Origin of the sequence: Aestuariivirga litoralis (genome assembly GCF_003234965.1) — a bacterium.
GTDB lineage: Bacteria > Pseudomonadota > Alphaproteobacteria > Rhizobiales > Aestuariivirgaceae > Aestuariivirga > Aestuariivirga litoralis.
In genome coordinates this window covers 678952-693857 of record NZ_QKVK01000001.1, presented here as the reverse complement: position 1 = coordinate 693857, position 14906 = coordinate 678952, and the positions used below count along the sequence as shown (strand labels likewise).

The following is a 14906-nucleotide window of genomic DNA, read 5'->3' as shown; positions in this document are numbered from 1 at the left end:
AGATGATGGATTTCACCCTGCCGCCCGAGATCGACGCGCTGCGCCTGAAGGTCCGCGCCTTCGTGGAGCGCGAGGTGATACCGCTCGAGGCCGACCGCGCCAATTACGACGCGCATGAGAACATCCGCCTCGAGGTGCTGGCGCCCCTGCGCGAGAAGGCGAAGGCCGCCGGCCTCTGGGCGCCGCAGATGCCGAAGGAACGCGGTGGCCTCGGCCTGCCCATGGTTGGCTGGGCCGCCTTCTACGAGGAGGCGAACCGCTCGATCTTCGGCCCGCTGGCCTTCAACTGTGCCGCCCCCGACGACGGCAACATGAACGTCCTCAACAAGGTGCTGAAGACCGAGGCGCAGAAGGACCAGTGGCTGCAGCCCATCATCGACGGCAGGATCCGCTCTTCCTTCGTGATGACGGAACCGCATCCCGGTTCCGGCTCCGATCCCGGCGGCATGATGCTGACAAGAGCCGAGAAGCGCGGCGGCACATACGTCGTGCACGGGCGCAAATGGTTCATTTCCGGTGCCGATGGCGCCACCCACTTCATCCTCGTCGCGCGCACCTCGGATGATCCGCGCAACGGCCTCTCCGCCTTCCTCTTCCACAAGGACCAGCCGGGCTGGCGCATCATCCGCCGGATTTCCACCATGGGGCCGGATGAACTGGGCGGCACCTGCGAACTGGAGTTCGACGGGCTCGAGATTCCCGAGGAGAACCGGCTGATGGCGGAGGGCGATGGCCTGCGCCTTACCCAGATCCGCCTGGGCCCTGCGCGCCTCACCCACTGCATGCGCTGGACGGGGCTCGCCAAGCGCTGCCTCGAGATCGCGCAGGCCTATGTGAAGGAGCGCAAGGCCTTCGGCTCGACGCTTGCCGAGCACGAGAGCGTGCAGATCATGCTGGGCGAGGTGGCGGCCGAGATCGAGAAGGGGCGCCTCCTCACCATGCATGCGGCGTGGAAGCTCGACCAGGGCTCAAAGGCCCAGAAGGACATCTCCATGGCCAAGATCCACGTCGCCGATACCTTGAACCGTGCGGCGGACGTCGGCGTGCAACTCTGCGGCGCGCGTGGTTATTCCAAGGACACGGTGCTCGAATGGATCTATCGCTATGCGCGCTGCGCCAAGCTGGTGGACGGCGCCTCGGAAGTGCACAAGATGGTCCTGGCGCGGAGCCTCGCCAAGGAGGGCAATGATTTCTGGGGCTGGGGTTAGCCATTCCGCAAGCAGTGATTGTCCGGCGCGAGGCTTCGCATTGTCCTCAAAGACTGCTGTCTGCCGGTCGCCGCACAGGCTAAGTTGGTTGCCTGAACAACTGAAAGCAACCCCGGTGAACATCAGGCACATTCTCTCCGGCATTGCCATCCTCGCCGCCTCTCATGGGGTCGCCGCGGCCGACCCGCTGGCCTTCGACATGGTCAGCGTGGGCGATGCCGCCAACAGCGCTGATCCTGCGACGGGTTTCGGCCGCGTGGCGCGGGCCTTCGCGATCAGCAAGCATGACGTGACGATCGCCGACTATGTGGCCTTCCTCAATGCCGTCGCCAAGGATGATCCGCACCAGCTCTACAATCCACTGATGGCGAGTGACCTGATGGTGGCGGGCATCCGCCGCGAGGGTGCTGCCGGAAGCTATGTCTACACCGCCATGGAACCGGCCGGCGCCGTGCAGTCCGCCGCGGCCACGGCTGGCGGCCGCCCCGTCACCTATGTCAGCTGGTTCGATGCGGCGCGCTTCGCCAACTGGATGGCGAACGGGCAGCCCACCGGCCCGCAGTCGCCGCGCACCACCGAGAATGGCGCCTATGACCTGACCGGGCGCAAGGCAGCGGCCGGCATCGCCGTGCGGCGCAACGCCGTCAACCCCAACACCCGCCGCAAGCCCAGCCACTACATTCCCACCGAGAACGAGTGGTACAAGGCTGCCTATTACAACCCGACGCTCAATGAGGGTGTGGGCGGATACACGCTCTATGCCACGGCCAGCAGCAGCACGCCCGGCAACAGTGCCGGCAGCAGTCCCAACCAGGCCAATTACGTTGCCGGGGGCGGCCTCTTCGCCATGACCCAGACGCTGAGCCTCGATCCGGCGCAGAACTATCTCACCGATGTGGGCGCCTTCACCGCCACGCCCGGCCCCTATGGCACCTATGACATGAATGGCAGTGTGTGGGAGCTGACCGACATGGATGCCCGGCCGGGCGTGGTGCGCACCATCCGCGGCGGCGGCTGGACGTCCTACTACAGTTACCTGCAGTCCGACTACCGGCTCGGCAATGCCACCACGGCGGCGAGTTCCAATGTCGGCTTCCGCCTCGCGGCCAGCGGCAGCCATGCCTCCAGCATCGACTATGCACTGAGCCGCATCGGCAATCCCGGCAACCGGCGCGACAGCACGGGCTTCGGCGCGGTCGGCCGGACCTTCTGGATCGGCACCTACGAGGTCACCATCGGGCAGTATTGCGACTTCCTCAATGCCGTCGCCCGGAGCGATCCCCATGGCCTCTATGACCAGGCCATGTCTCTCGTGACCAACAGCGCGGGGATCGAGCGGCTCGGTTCCGATGGTTCCTACAGCTATGCCCCGCTCGACAATGCAGGCGACAGCGCGAATCGCCCCGTCACCTATGTGAACTGGTTCGACGTGGCGCGCTTCGCCAACTGGATGGCCAATGGCCAGCCCACGGGCGCGCAGGGTCCGGCGACGACGGAGGATGGCGCCTACCGGCTGCTCGGCGCCACCGGCGGCGCCGCGGTGGCGCGCAACCGGGTGAACCCCAACCGCGGCGGCGCGCCCAGCTTCTGGCTGCCGACCGAGAACGAATGGTACAAGGCCGCCTATTACGATCCGCGCCGCAACGGCAACAAGGGTGGCTATTATCGCTATGCCACGGCCAGCGACACGGCACCGGGCAACCAGGTCGGCGCTGCGCCCAACATGGCCAACTACATCGACGACTACAACGGAACCTACTTCTACGCGGTGCCGCAGGCGCGCTACATCGACCTTGGCCAGAACTACCTGTTCGACGTCGGGGCCTATTCGGCCAGCCCCAGCCACTATGGCACCTTCGACCAGAGCGGGGCGGTCTACAACTGGAATGACCTCGACGGCAGCGCCTCTGCCTCGCGCGGCCTGCGCGGCGGCTTCTTCTTCGCCGGGGCCGCCTCGATCCAGAGCGTCACCTTCGCGCAGGTCTCGCCCTTGCGCGAAGGGGCCGACGCCGGTTTCCGCCTGGCCAGCCCGCAATAGGCCTCAACGCAGGACAAGGACCCGCGGCGCCAGGGTTGCACGGATGGGACCCCTGCAGGGGAAGCTATTTCCGAACGGCTACGTTCCAGTATAGTTGCAGCCATGTCCAAGTCGACCCACAGCCTTGCAGATCTTTACGACCTTTCGGTCACCCGCCTCTTCCTCACCGGCCCGCAGGCCATCCTGCGCATGGTGCTGATGCAGTCCGAGCGCGACCGGCAGGCGGGGCTCGATACCGCGGGCTATGTCTCGGGCTACCGCGGCTCGCCGGTGGGCACGGTGGACAACCAGTTCGTTGCGGCAAGGAAGGTCCTCGAGCCGCGCCATATCGTCTTTCAGCCCGGCCTCAACGAGGACCTCGCCGCCACTGCCTGCTGGGGCACCCAGCAGGCCGAGATGCGCGGCGAGGGCAGGCATGATGGCGTCTTCGCCGTCTGGTATGGCAAGGGCCCGGGCGTTGACCGCACGGGCGACGTGTTCCGCCACGCCAACATGGCCGGCACCTCGCCCCATGGCGGCGTGCTGGCCATCGCAGGCGACGATCACTCGGGCGAATCCTCCACCGTGGTCCATGCCAGCGACGTGGCGCTGATGGATGCGCTGATCCCGGTGCTCAGCCCCGCCGGCGTGCAGGAGATCATCGACTACGGCCTCCTTGGTTTCGCCATGTCGCGCCATGCCGGCGTGTGGATGGGCCTCAAATGCGTGCATGACACGGTCGAATCCTCGGCCGTCGTCGAAGCGGGTCCCGACCGCGCGGCTTTCGTCACGCCCGCCGAACCCCCGCCGCCGCCCGGCGGCCTTTCGATCCGTCCCAGCGATGACCGCATCGTGCAGGAAGAGCGCCTGCACATGCACAAGATCCCCGCGGTGAAGGCCTTCGCGCGCGCCAACGGGTTGAACCGCATCGTGCTGCGCGGCGGTGAGGTGCCCACACTCGGCATCGTCGCCGCGGGCAAGGCCTGGCTCGACGTGCGCCAGGCGCTGGACGACCTCGGCATCGACGAGGTCAGGGCGTCCCGCCTCGGCATCCGGCTTCTCAAGATCGGCATGGTCTGGCCGCTGGAAGAGACGGTGGTGAAGGACTTCGCCAGGGGCCTCTCCACCATCATGGTGGTGGAGGAGAAGCGCGCGCTGGTCGAGGCGCAGCTCCGCGACATCCTCTATGCCGAGGCCAATCGCCCGTCGGTGATCGGCAAGCGTGACGAGCAGGGCAACACGCTGTTCGCGCCGCATGGCGTGCTGGAGCCGAACCAGATCGCGCTGGCCATCGCCGCGCGCATCGAGGACCGCACAACGCGTGACTGCGCGGCGGCGCTGCAGGACCAGTCGACCGCGCGCAACCAGGCGGACCTCGTGGCCCGCGTTCCCTATTTCTGTGCCGGCTGCCCGCATAATTCATCGACCGTGCTGCCCGAGGGGGCGCGCGGCTATGCCGGCATCGGCTGCCACTGGCTCGCCCAGTTCGTGCCCGGCCGCAAGACGGAAGGCGCCACCCACATGGGCGGCGAGGGCGCGAACTGGGTGGGCGAGGCACCCTTCTCGAAGCGCGGCCACGTGTTCCAGAACATCGGCGACGGCACTTACAATCACTCCGGCCTCATGGCCATCCGCCATGCGGTGGGCACGGGCACCAACATCACCTACAAGATCCTGTTCAACGATGCCGTGGCGATGACCGGCGGCCAGCGCAATGACGGCGGGCTGACGGTCGAACAGATCGCCCAGCAGATGCAGGCGATCGGCGTGAAGCGCATCGCCGTCGTCTCCGACGAGCCGGACAAATATCCCGCGCGGTCCGCCTTCCCGCCCTTCACCAGCTTCAACCACCGCAGCGAGCTGCAGGCGGTGCAGACGGAGCTGATGGGGGTGAAGGGCACGAGCGTCCTGATCTATGACCAGACCTGTGCGGCGGAGAAGCGTCGGCGCCGCCGCAAGGGCGAATTCCCCGATCCGCAGAAGCGGGTCTTCATCAACGAGCTCGTCTGCGAGGGCTGCGGCGATTGCGGTGTGCAGTCGAACTGCGTGGCGATCCAGCCGGTCGAAACCGAGTTCGGACGAAAGCGCAAGATCGACCAGTCGAGCTGCAACAAGGACTTCTCCTGCCTCAAGGGCTTCTGCCCCAGCTTCGTGACGGTGGAGGGCGGCACACTGGTCAAGGGCAGCAGCGGCCCGGCGATCGATGCGGAGAAGGTGCCCTTCCCGCCCGTTCCCGAGCCCGCCTTGCCCGCGCTCGAGAAGCCCTGGAGCATCCTCGTCACCGGCATCGGCGGCACGGGTGTGGTCACCATCGGCCACCTGCTCGGCATGGCGGCGCATATCGAGGGCAAGGGTGCGGCCTTGATCGACATGGTGGGCATCTCGCAGAAGAACGGCACGGTGGTGACGCACATCAAGATCGGCGCCAGCCCCGAGGCCATCTCGGCGGTACGCGTGGCGCGGGGCCATGCCGACCTGATCCTCGGCTGCGACCTCGTCACCAGCGCCTCCGAGCGCATCCTCGCGGCGGCGTCGCGCACCAAGACCCATGCCGTCATCAACAGCCATGAGGTGATGCCCGCGCATTTCACCCATGATGCGAATTTCGACGTGCAGGGTGCTGCCCTCACGCTGCGCATCGCCGCTGCGGTGAAGCAGGGCGGGCTTTCCGCCATCGATGCCACCGACATCGCCACGAAGCTCATGGGCGATTCGATTGCCGCCAATCTCTTCACGCTTGGGTTTGCCTGGCAGAAGGGCCTCGTGCCGCTGTCGCGCGAGGCGATCGAAGAGGCGGTGGAGCTCAATGGCGTGTCGGTGAAGATGAACCTCGCCGCCTTCGCCTGGGGCCGCCGCGCCGCGGTGGACGAGGCGGCCGTGCGCGCCGTCATCGGTGCGAAGCTGGAGAAGAAGGCCGAAACGCTGGACGAGGTGATCGCACGGCGCGTCGACTTCCTCACCGCCTACCAGGATGCGGCCTATGCCGCGCAGTACCGCGATGTCGTGGCCCGGGTGCGTGCGGTGTCGGAGCCGCTCGCCCTTGCCGTGGCGCGAAACCTGTTCAAGCTCATGGCCTACAAGGACGAGTATGAGGTGGCCCGCCTCTACACCGATGGCAGTTTTGCCGAAAGGCTCGCGAAGCAGTTCACCGGGAACTACAGGCTCACCTTCCACCTCGCCCCGCCCATCCGCGGCCGTGTCGATGGCTTCAGCGGCAAGCCGGTGAAATCGGATTACGGCCCGTGGATGATGGGCGCCTTCAGGCTGCTGGCGCGCATGAAGCGCCTGCGCGGAACCTCGCTCGACATCTTCGGCCGCACGGCCGAGCGCCGGATGGAGCGCCGGCTCATCGCCGACTATCGCGCGCTGGTCGAGCGCCTCATCGGCAATCCCGGGCTGGCCCACAGCAACACGGCGCTGGAACTGGCCAACCTGCCGGACATGATCCGCGGCTTCGGCCATGTGAAGGATGCGAATGTCGCAAAGGCGAAGGCCCGCGAGGCGGAGCTGCTCGCGATGCTGGATGGCGAGCCGGTGCGGAGAGCGGCTGAATAGGGTTTTTCGCCGATCAGTCTACCATCATGCGCGGGCTTGACCCGCTTATCCTTTTCGAGCGCCGTCACAGGATGCCCGGGACGCGCCCGGGCATGATGGTGCGGTGGGAGTTAGCCTTGCCGCCGCCCGATCCGCCCCACCACGTTCGCCGCAATCCGCGCGGCGGTAAAGGCGGCGATCTTCGACTTGTCGCGCCCGGGCACGAATTCCACCATGCAGAAGCCGGCGATGCGCGCCTTGGCGGCCACACCGGCGATCAGGTCCGTCACCTGCGTATAGGTGAGGCCGCCGGGTGTGGGATAGGCCACCGCCGGCATCTCCGCCGCGTCCAGCGCATCGCAGTCGAAGGAGATGACGCAGTCGCAATCCTCGGGGATGTGGCGCAACACTTCGCCCGCGCCCTTGTGGTGGACCTCGCGCGCGGTGACGATATGCGCGCCCCATGCCAGCGCATCGCGCAGTTCCGGTTCGCGCGCGCTGCCGATGCCGCGCATGCCCGCCTGCACGATGCGCCAGACATGGTCATGTTCCGAGGCGCGCCGCATGGTGGAGGAAAACCCCATCGGCTCGCCGCGCCGCTCCTGGCGCCAGTCGATATGGGCATCGATCTGCAGGATGACGATTGCAGGCTGCTCCGCATAGGCGGCGATGAAGGGAATGGGCACGGAGTCGTCGCCGCCGAACATGATGGGCACGGCGCCCGCCTGCAGGATCTGCCGCGTCGTCTGCTCGATCAGGGCACGGTTGTGGGCTCCGTCCGAGGGCCTGGTCTTCAGGTTGCCGAGGTCGCAGATCTTCTGGCCATGGCGCAGCAGCGGGCCGCCAAGGTCGAAATCCCAATGGTCAAGCCATTCGGCGTCAACTGCCAGCGCGTTGCGAAACGCATCGGGGGCGCCGCGGTGGATGGAATTGTCGATCTCGGGGTAGGGGGTGCCATGGGGCGCGCCGAAAATCGCGGCATCGAAGCCTGCGGCACCGGTGGCGCGCGCGGCGCCCATGAAGGGTGGAACGGCGGTGAGGGCGGTCATGCTCGGCGAAACCAGTCCTTCAGGCGGCGCGGGCGGTGCGGTGCTGGTCCGGCCAGGCCACGCGCGCGGCCGGAAGCGTGAGACGGGCCCTGGTGCCCTCGCCGGGGTTGGAAACCGCCGTCACCTCGCCAGCATGCAGGAGGGCCACCCGCCTTGCAATGGGCAGGGCGAAGCCCTTGAGGCCGGTGATCGACAGCTGCGGCTCGAACAGCCTGTCGCGCGGCTGCGCGGCGCCTGCCGCTTCGGCCCGGCTGGCGATGTCGATGGCCAGTCCCCCATCGGCAAGCCGGGCAAAGGACACGTCGATCAATCCTCCCGGCGCGGAGCTGCGCAGGGCCCAGGTGACGAGGCTTTCCACCGCCTGGCCGATGCGCGCGGCATCGCAGGAGAGTTCGATCCCAGGGGGAATGCGGGTGTCGATGCTGGTTCCGGCGGCCTCGGCTGCACCATTGCATCTGGCAAGTGCGGCCTCCACCAGCTCGGCGGCGTCCACCTGGTCGGTCTTGAGCCGGAGCCGCCCGCGCTCGAAGCGGATGAAGTCATGCAATTGCGCCGCGAAGGCGAGGAGCGAACGGCTGCCCTCCACCAGCTGCCGCCGGGCCTCGTCATCGCCGGCGGCCGGCAGCACCTCGGCGAAGCCATTGAGCATGGTGGCGGATGACCTGACCTCCACCGCCACGGCCTCCAGCAGCCGGTGGCTGGGGGAGTCCTGCCCGGCATTGCGCAGCGGCGAGCGCCGCTCAACCGTGAAGTGTGACGGGGATGAGGATGCAAGCGATCGCCAGTAGGCAAACCAGCCGGACGCCGCCAGCCCCAGGGCGGCGAGCACGAACACCGCGATCAGCAGCGCTCCCAGCCCGTCCACCGTGGCATAGACGGCCACGGCCCCCGCCAGCAGCAGGGTGAAGCCCGCCGCGGCGGCAAGTGCCGCCAGAACAGGCAGTTTTTCCGGTTCGATCCCGGCTGGAAGGCGCATCGGACGTGATATCCCTGCCAAAAGGCAAATTCCCGCCCAATATGATCTTTTGGCATTTTCAAGCCGTTAACGGCAGGGTAGTCACTCCCTCAGGCGGCAGCTTCGGCCAACAGGACGATTTCGAGATTTCCATGAATGTACTTCCCCAGGGCCACCCCCCGTTCAAGGTGGGCAAGCTCGGCGTGTTGCTGATCAACCTCGGCACGCCGGAGGGCACGTCCTACTGGCCGATGCGGCGCTACCTGAAGGAATTCCTCTCCGACCGCCGGGTGATCGAGGTGAACCCGGTGCTCTGGTGGGTGCTGCTCAACGGCATCATCCTGTCGACCCGCCCGAAGAAATCCGGCCATGCCTATGAGCAGATCTGGAACCGGGAGAAGAACGAGTCGCCCTTGAAGACCATCACGCGCTCCCAGGCCGAGAAGCTGGCGGCGCGGCTTGCCGACCTTCCCAACGTCATCGTCGACTGGGGCATGCGCTATGGCCTGCCGCCGACTGCCGAGCGCATCCAGGCGCTGAAGGACCAGGGCTGCGACCGGATCCTGCTGTTTCCCCTCTATCCGCAATACTCGGCGTCCACCACCGCGACGGCGCTCGACAAGGCCTACGACGCGCTGAAGACCATGCGCTGGCAACCCGCCATCCGCACCGTGCCGCCCTATTTCGACAATCCGGCCCATATCGAGGCGCTGGCCCTGTCGCTCGACGCGCACCTGAAGACGCTGGACTGGGAACCGGACGTCATCCTCGCCTCATTCCACGGCTTGCCGAAGGATTACTTCATGGCGGGCGATCCCTATCACTGCCAGTGCATGAAGACGGCGCGGCTGCTCGCCGAACGCCTCAAGCTGCCGCGCGAGAAGCTGCAGGTCGTGTTCCAGTCGCGCTTCGGCAAGGCCGAGTGGCTGCAGCCCTATGCCCAGCAGACGGTGGAGGAGCTCCCCTCCAAGGGTGTGAAGAAGCTCCTGATGATCACCCCCGGCTTCGCAAGCGATTGCGTGGAGACGCTGGAGGAAGTGGCGATCGGCCTGAAGGAGACCTTCGAGGAGGCCGGCGGCGAGAAATTCTCGGTCGTGCCCTGCCTCAATGACAGCGAGCCCTCGATCGCCATGCTGGATGCCATCGTGCGCAACGAACTGAAGGGCTGGGTGTGAAGACTTCCGGTCTTGCCGCCAACTCCACTCTCTGAGGCATCATCGCCGGGCTCGTCCCGGCGATGTTTTGGGGGCGGCACAAAGGATGCCCGGGACCAGCCCGGGCATGATGGGTCGGAGGGTTCGCGCCGCGCCACTTGCACTCCCACGCCGATATCGCCATCTTTGATTGACCGCGGGACAGCGGCATCACGGGGGACGAGCGATGTATGAAGGCCTGAGCATTTTCGTTCTGGTATTCCTGGCGGTGGTGATCTTCTACCTGCTGCGCGCCATCCGCATCGTGCCGCAGGGCTACAACTACACCGTCGAGCGCTTCGGGAAATACATCGGCACGCTGCAGCCGGGGCTTGGCATCATCGTGCCCTTCATCGACCGTGTCGGCGCCAAGCAGAACATGATGGAGCAGGTGCTGGACATCCCCTCGCAGGAGGTCATCACCAAGGACAATGCCATGGTGAAGGTCGATGGCGTCTCCTTCTACCAGTGCGTCGATGCGGCGCGCGCGGCCTATGAGGTGCGCAATCTCGAGAACGCCATCATCAACCTGGTGATGACGAACATCCGCACCGTCATGGGCTCGCTCGACCTCGACAATCTCCTGTCGCAGCGCGACGAGATCAATCATCGCCTGCTCAATGTCGTCGACCAGGCCACCCAGCCCTGGGGCATCAAGATGAACCGCATCGAGATCAAGGACATCAACCCGCCGCGCGACCTGATCGACTCGATGGCCCGCCAGATGAAGGCCGAGCGCGACAAGCGCGCCGCCATCCTCGAGGCCGAGGGCCTGCGCCAGGCCGCCATCCTCAAGGCCGAGGGCGAGAAGCAGTCGGTGGTGCTCGAGGCCGAGGGCCGCCGCGAGGCCGCCTTCCGCGATGCCGAGGCGCGCGAGCGCTCGGCCGAGGCCGAGGCCAAGGCTACCCAGATGGTGTCTCAGGCCATCGCCGAGGGCGATGTGCAGGCGATCAACTATTTCGTCGCCAACAATTACATCAAGGCGCTGGAGCAGATCGCCGTCTCTCCCAACCAGAAGGTCCTGATGCTGCCGGTGGAGGCCGCCTCGGTCATCGGCTCGATTGCCGGCATTTCCGAAATCGCCAGGGAAGCCTTCGGCGGCGGCGCGCCGGCGCAGCCGCCGCGGGGCCGCAGCAGCGTGCCGCCCATCGGCCCGGCGAAGTAGGCGCGCGCCATGGAGCAGCTCTTCCCCTTGCTCGGCAACTGGGTGTGGTTCGTGGCGGCGGGCATTTTCCTGATGCTGGAGCTTCTCTCGCCCGGCGTCTTCTTCATCTGGCTCGGCATCGCCGCGGCGCTCACCGGCGTCATCGACAATCTGCATGACCTTCCCTGGCAGGGCGAACTCGTGGTCTTCGCCGTGCTATCGGTCATCGCCGTGGTGGTGGGCCGCCGCTTCTACAAGGGCCCGGCGATGGAGCCCAAGGACAACCCCCACCTCAACCGCCGCCAGTTCGGCTATGTCGGCCGCAGCTTCACGCTCGCACAGCCGATCGTGAACGGCCGCGGCAAGCTGACGATCGAGGACACGGTCTGGCAGATCGAGGGCCCGGACATGGACGCGGGCACGCGCGTGAAGGTGACGGCGGTGAACGACATGACGCTGGTGGTGGCGGCGAACTGAGCGGGTTTCCACGCACCCTCTCGCACAAGTCTCAATGCTCTTCATGCCCGGGCTTGTCCCGGGCATAATTTGCGGTCGCCACCAAAAGGATCGCCGGGACAAGCCCGGCGATGATGAAGGAGAGATCGGGATGACGGTCAGACCAGCCCGATCCGCAGCAGGTCGTGGATATGCACCAGCCCCACCGGCTTCTTCTCGCCATCGATCACGAAAAGGCTGGTGATCTTCAGCGAGTTCAGCTGCTCCAGCGCCTCCGATGCCAGCGCATCCGGCCCGATCGTCTTCGGTGCCCTGGTCATCACCGCGCCCGCCGTGCGGTTCACCAGGTCCGGCGCCATGTTGCGGCGGAGGTCGCCGTCGGTCACGATCCCGACAAGCGCGCCGTCGGCCCCGACCACGCCGAAGCAGCCATAGCTGCGCCGTGTCATCACGATCAGCACGTCCGACATGGTCATGCTCTCGGGCCCGAGCGGCAGCTCTTCCTTTGCGTGCATGATGTCGCGCACGTGCTTCAGCTGCGCGCCCAGCTTGCCGCCGGGGTGGAACTTGCGGAAGTCATGCGCGCTGAAGCCCTTGTCCTCCAAGAGCGCGATGGCCAGCGCATCGCCCAGCGCCAGTTGCAGCAGGGTCGACGTCGTCGGCGCCAGCCCGTTGGGGCAGGCCTCCCTGGCGCGCGGCAGCGGCAGCACGGTGTCGGCCTCCTTGCCCAGCGTCGAGTCCGGCACCGAGGTGATGGCGACCAGCGGCACGGCGAAGCGCTTGGCATAGGTGAGGATGTCGCGGAGCTCCGGCGACTCGCCGGAATTCGAGATCATCACCACGACATCGTCCGGGGTGATCATGCCGAGGTCGCCATGGCTCGCTTCCGCCGGGTGCACGAAGCTTGCCGGCGTGCCGGTGGAGGCCAGCGTCGCCGCGATCTTGCGGGCGATGTGGCCCGACTTGCCCATGCCGGTCATCACCACGCGGCCCCGGGCCTTGCGGATGGTTTCCACCGACTGCGCCAGCGCATCGCCCAGCGGGCCCTCCAGCGCCGCGATCAGCTGCTGCATGCCTTCGGTTTCGGTGACGAGGGCACGGCGGGCGGACTCGCGCCACTGGGCCCCGAGGGGAACGGGAGTGAGGTGTCGGTTCGGCATGGCCGGGGTCATAGACCTTTTGGGCGGAGCCTACAATTCATCATCGCCGGGCCTGTCCCGGCGATCTTTTCCGGACGCCACCAAGAAGATGCCCGGGACGGGCCCGGGCATGATGAGTGTGGGGAATGATGCCGGCGGCTGGCCCTAAAGCCCGCCCTTCTCCGCCAATATCCTCTTCAGCGCCTCGCGGAAGCCGGGCCCCACGTCCGGCCGGTCCAGCGCGAACGCCACGTTCGCCGCCAGGAAGCCCACCTTGTCGCCGCAGTCATAGGTGGTGCCGCGATACCTGAGGCCGTGGAAGGGCTGGCGGCCCATCAGCCGGATCATCGCATCTGTGATCTGGATCTCGCCACCCGCACCGGGCTCCTGCTTCTCGATCTCGCCGAAGATCTCCGGCTGCAGGATGTAGCGGCCGGAAATGATGAGGTTCGAGGGGGCGAGTTCACGCGTCTTCGGCTTTTCCACCATGCCGGTGATGGTGAAGGCGTTGTCCTGCCAGTCCCTGGCGCCAACGACGCCGTAGCGGCTCACCTGGTCCCAGGGAACCTCCTCCACCGCCACCACGTTGCCGCCGCCGTGGCTTTGGTAGACGTCGATCATCTGCTTCAGGCAGCCGGGGCTGGCATGCATCGCCATGTCGGGGAGCAGCAGTGCGAAGGGCTCGTCCTTGACGAGCTGGCGCGCGCACCACACGGCATGGCCCAGACCCAGCGGCTCCTGCTGGCGGGTGAAGCTGGCCTGGCCGGCCTTGGGCAGGTCCTGGGCCAGGGCGTCGAGCTCCTTCGTCTTGCCGCGCTGTGCGAGCGTGGTATCGAGCTCGAAGGCCTTGTCGAAATGATCCTCGATCACCGCCTTGCCGCGGCCCGTCACGAACACGAAATGCTCGATCCCCGCTTCCCGCGCCTCATCCACCGCGAGCTGGATCACCGGGCGGTCGACCACGGTGAGCATCTCCTTCGGCATCGCCTTGGTGGCGGGCAGGAAGCGCGTGCCGAGCCCGGCCACGGGGAAGACGGCAGTCTTGATCGGACGAACCATGCTTGACCTTTCATTAACCATGGCAACCGCCATGCACCTCAAACAAGTTGGGGTTTTGGCAGTTCCGGAAACTTCGCTACACTCACCCGACAGGAGATTTCAATGGCCATTCTGGTGACGGGCGGTGCCGGCTACATCGGCAGCCACATGGTGCTGGCGCTGGTGGAGCGGGGCGAGCAGGTCGTCGTCCTCGACAATCTGTCCACCGGCATGTGGTGGGCGGTGCAGCCCGAGGCGAAGCTCGTCGAGGGCGACATCGGCGACGAGGCGCTGCTCGACCGCATCATGGCAGAGCACCGCTTCGATGCGGTTGTGCATTTCGCCGGTTCGATCGTGGTGCCGGATTCGGTGCGCGACCCGCTGGGCTACTATCTCAACAACACGGTGAAATCGCGCATGCTCATGGCCTGCGCGGTCAAGGCCGGCATCCCGCGCTTCATCTTCTCATCCACCGCCGCGGTCTATGGCAACGTGCCGGCAGAGCCGGTGTTCGAGGACCGGCCGCCGGCCCCGGTCTCGCCCTATGGCGCCTCCAAGCTGATGACCGAGCAGATGCTGAAGGATTCGCACGCCGCCTATGGCCTGCAGTTCATCGCGCTGCGCTATTTCAACGTGGCGGGAGGCGATCCCAGGGGCCGCATCGGCCAGTCGACGCCGCGCGCCACCCACCTCATCAAGGTTGCCTGCCAGACGGCGCTGGGCCAGCGCGAGCGGCTGGAGGTTTTCGGCACCGACTACGACACGCCGGACGGCACCTGCCTGCGCGACTATATCCATGTGAGCGACCTCATCGCCGCCCATGTCGATGCGCTGGACTATCTGCGCAAGGGCGGCGACAGCGGCATTTTCAACTGCGGCTATGGCAAGGGCTATTCGGTGCTCGATGTCATCAGGGCGGTGGAGCGGGTGAACGGCGCGCCGCTGCCGGTCCAGTATGCTCCGCGCCGGGCGGGCGATCCCGCGGCAATCGTGGCGGGGGCCGCCCGCGTGCGTGAGGTGCTGGGCTGGCAGCCCCGCCACGAAAACCTCGATTTCATCGTCGAAACCGCGCTCAACTGGGAGCGCAAGCTGGCGCTGCGCAACGCCGGCGGGTGACGCAGCGCCCGATTGAAGCCGCATTTGGCGGCTGAAACGCTTGCCTGTACAGTGGAG

General features: G+C 66.7%; 11 protein-coding genes. 7 read left to right on the top strand and 4 right to left on the bottom strand.

Going from position 1 to position 14906, the window contains the following annotated elements; all coding sequences use genetic code 11:
• Positions 1-5 precede the first annotated feature (5 nt).
• The 3 genes from DK847_RS03320 (at position 6) to DK847_RS03310 (ending at position 6780) form a co-directional block, all read left to right on the top strand.
• Complete coding sequence (locus tag DK847_RS03320; protein WP_111196346.1) at positions 6-1208, top strand: acyl-CoA dehydrogenase family protein; 1203 nt, start codon at positions 6-8, stop codon at positions 1206-1208.
• Between the two features lie 115 nt (positions 1209-1323).
• The gene (locus tag DK847_RS03315; RefSeq protein WP_161957132.1) at positions 1324-3246 is read left to right on the top strand and encodes a formylglycine-generating enzyme family protein; all 1923 of its coding nucleotides are present in this window, start codon (positions 1324-1326) and stop codon (positions 3244-3246) included.
• A 102-nt stretch (positions 3247-3348) separates the two neighbouring features.
• Entirely contained in the window at positions 3349-6780 is a 3432-nt protein-coding gene (locus tag DK847_RS03310) for an indolepyruvate ferredoxin oxidoreductase family protein (protein ID WP_111196163.1), read from the top strand.
• 110 nt (positions 6781-6890) lie between these two features.
• Here the strand turns inward: DK847_RS03310 and DK847_RS03305 are convergent, their stop codons facing one another.
• Together DK847_RS03305 and DK847_RS03300 are read right to left on the bottom strand one after the other, a co-directional pair.
• Positions 6891-7808, bottom strand: a complete 918-nt coding sequence (locus DK847_RS03305) for an arginase family protein (RefSeq protein WP_245414503.1) — start codon at positions 7806-7808, stop codon at positions 6891-6893.
• Positions 7809-7827: 19 nt separating this feature from the next.
• Positions 7828-8784: a sensor histidine kinase gene (locus DK847_RS03300; protein ID WP_111196162.1), complete on the bottom strand. Its 957-nt coding sequence runs from the start codon at positions 8782-8784 to the stop codon at positions 7828-7830.
• Positions 8785-8915: 131 nt separating this feature from the next.
• On the opposite strand from DK847_RS03300, the gene hemH reads away from it, so the two are divergent.
• From hemH to DK847_RS03285, 3 genes are all read left to right on the top strand, one after another.
• Positions 8916-9938 carry a ferrochelatase gene (gene hemH / locus DK847_RS03295; RefSeq protein WP_111196161.1) on the top strand — a complete coding sequence of 341 codons (1023 nt, stop codon included), beginning with the start codon at positions 8916-8918 and terminating at the stop codon, positions 9936-9938.
• Positions 9939-10143: 205 nt separating this feature from the next.
• Positions 10144-11121 (top strand): SPFH domain-containing protein, encoded by a 978-nt coding sequence (locus tag DK847_RS03290; RefSeq protein WP_111196160.1) that lies wholly within the window; start codon positions 10144-10146, stop codon positions 11119-11121.
• 9 nt (positions 11122-11130) lie between these two features.
• Positions 11131-11577, top strand: coding sequence for an NfeD family protein (locus tag DK847_RS03285; RefSeq protein WP_111196159.1), 447 nt, complete (start codon positions 11131-11133; stop codon positions 11575-11577).
• A gap of 137 nt (positions 11578-11714) precedes the next feature.
• Here the strand turns inward: DK847_RS03285 and DK847_RS03280 are convergent, their stop codons facing one another.
• Together DK847_RS03280 and DK847_RS03275 are read right to left on the bottom strand one after the other, a co-directional pair.
• Positions 11715-12716 carry a KpsF/GutQ family sugar-phosphate isomerase gene (locus DK847_RS03280; RefSeq protein WP_245414502.1) on the bottom strand — a complete coding sequence of 334 codons (1002 nt, stop codon included), beginning with the start codon at positions 12714-12716 and terminating at the stop codon, positions 11715-11717.
• Between the two features lie 144 nt (positions 12717-12860).
• Complete coding sequence (locus DK847_RS03275) at positions 12861-13754, bottom strand: UTP--glucose-1-phosphate uridylyltransferase (protein ID WP_111196157.1); 894 nt, start codon at positions 13752-13754, stop codon at positions 12861-12863.
• Between the two features lie 102 nt (positions 13755-13856).
• On the opposite strand from DK847_RS03275, the gene galE reads away from it, so the two are divergent.
• Positions 13857-14849: a UDP-glucose 4-epimerase GalE gene (gene galE / locus DK847_RS03270; RefSeq protein ID WP_111196156.1), complete on the top strand. Its 993-nt coding sequence runs from the start codon at positions 13857-13859 to the stop codon at positions 14847-14849.
• Positions 14850-14906 lie beyond the last annotated feature (57 nt).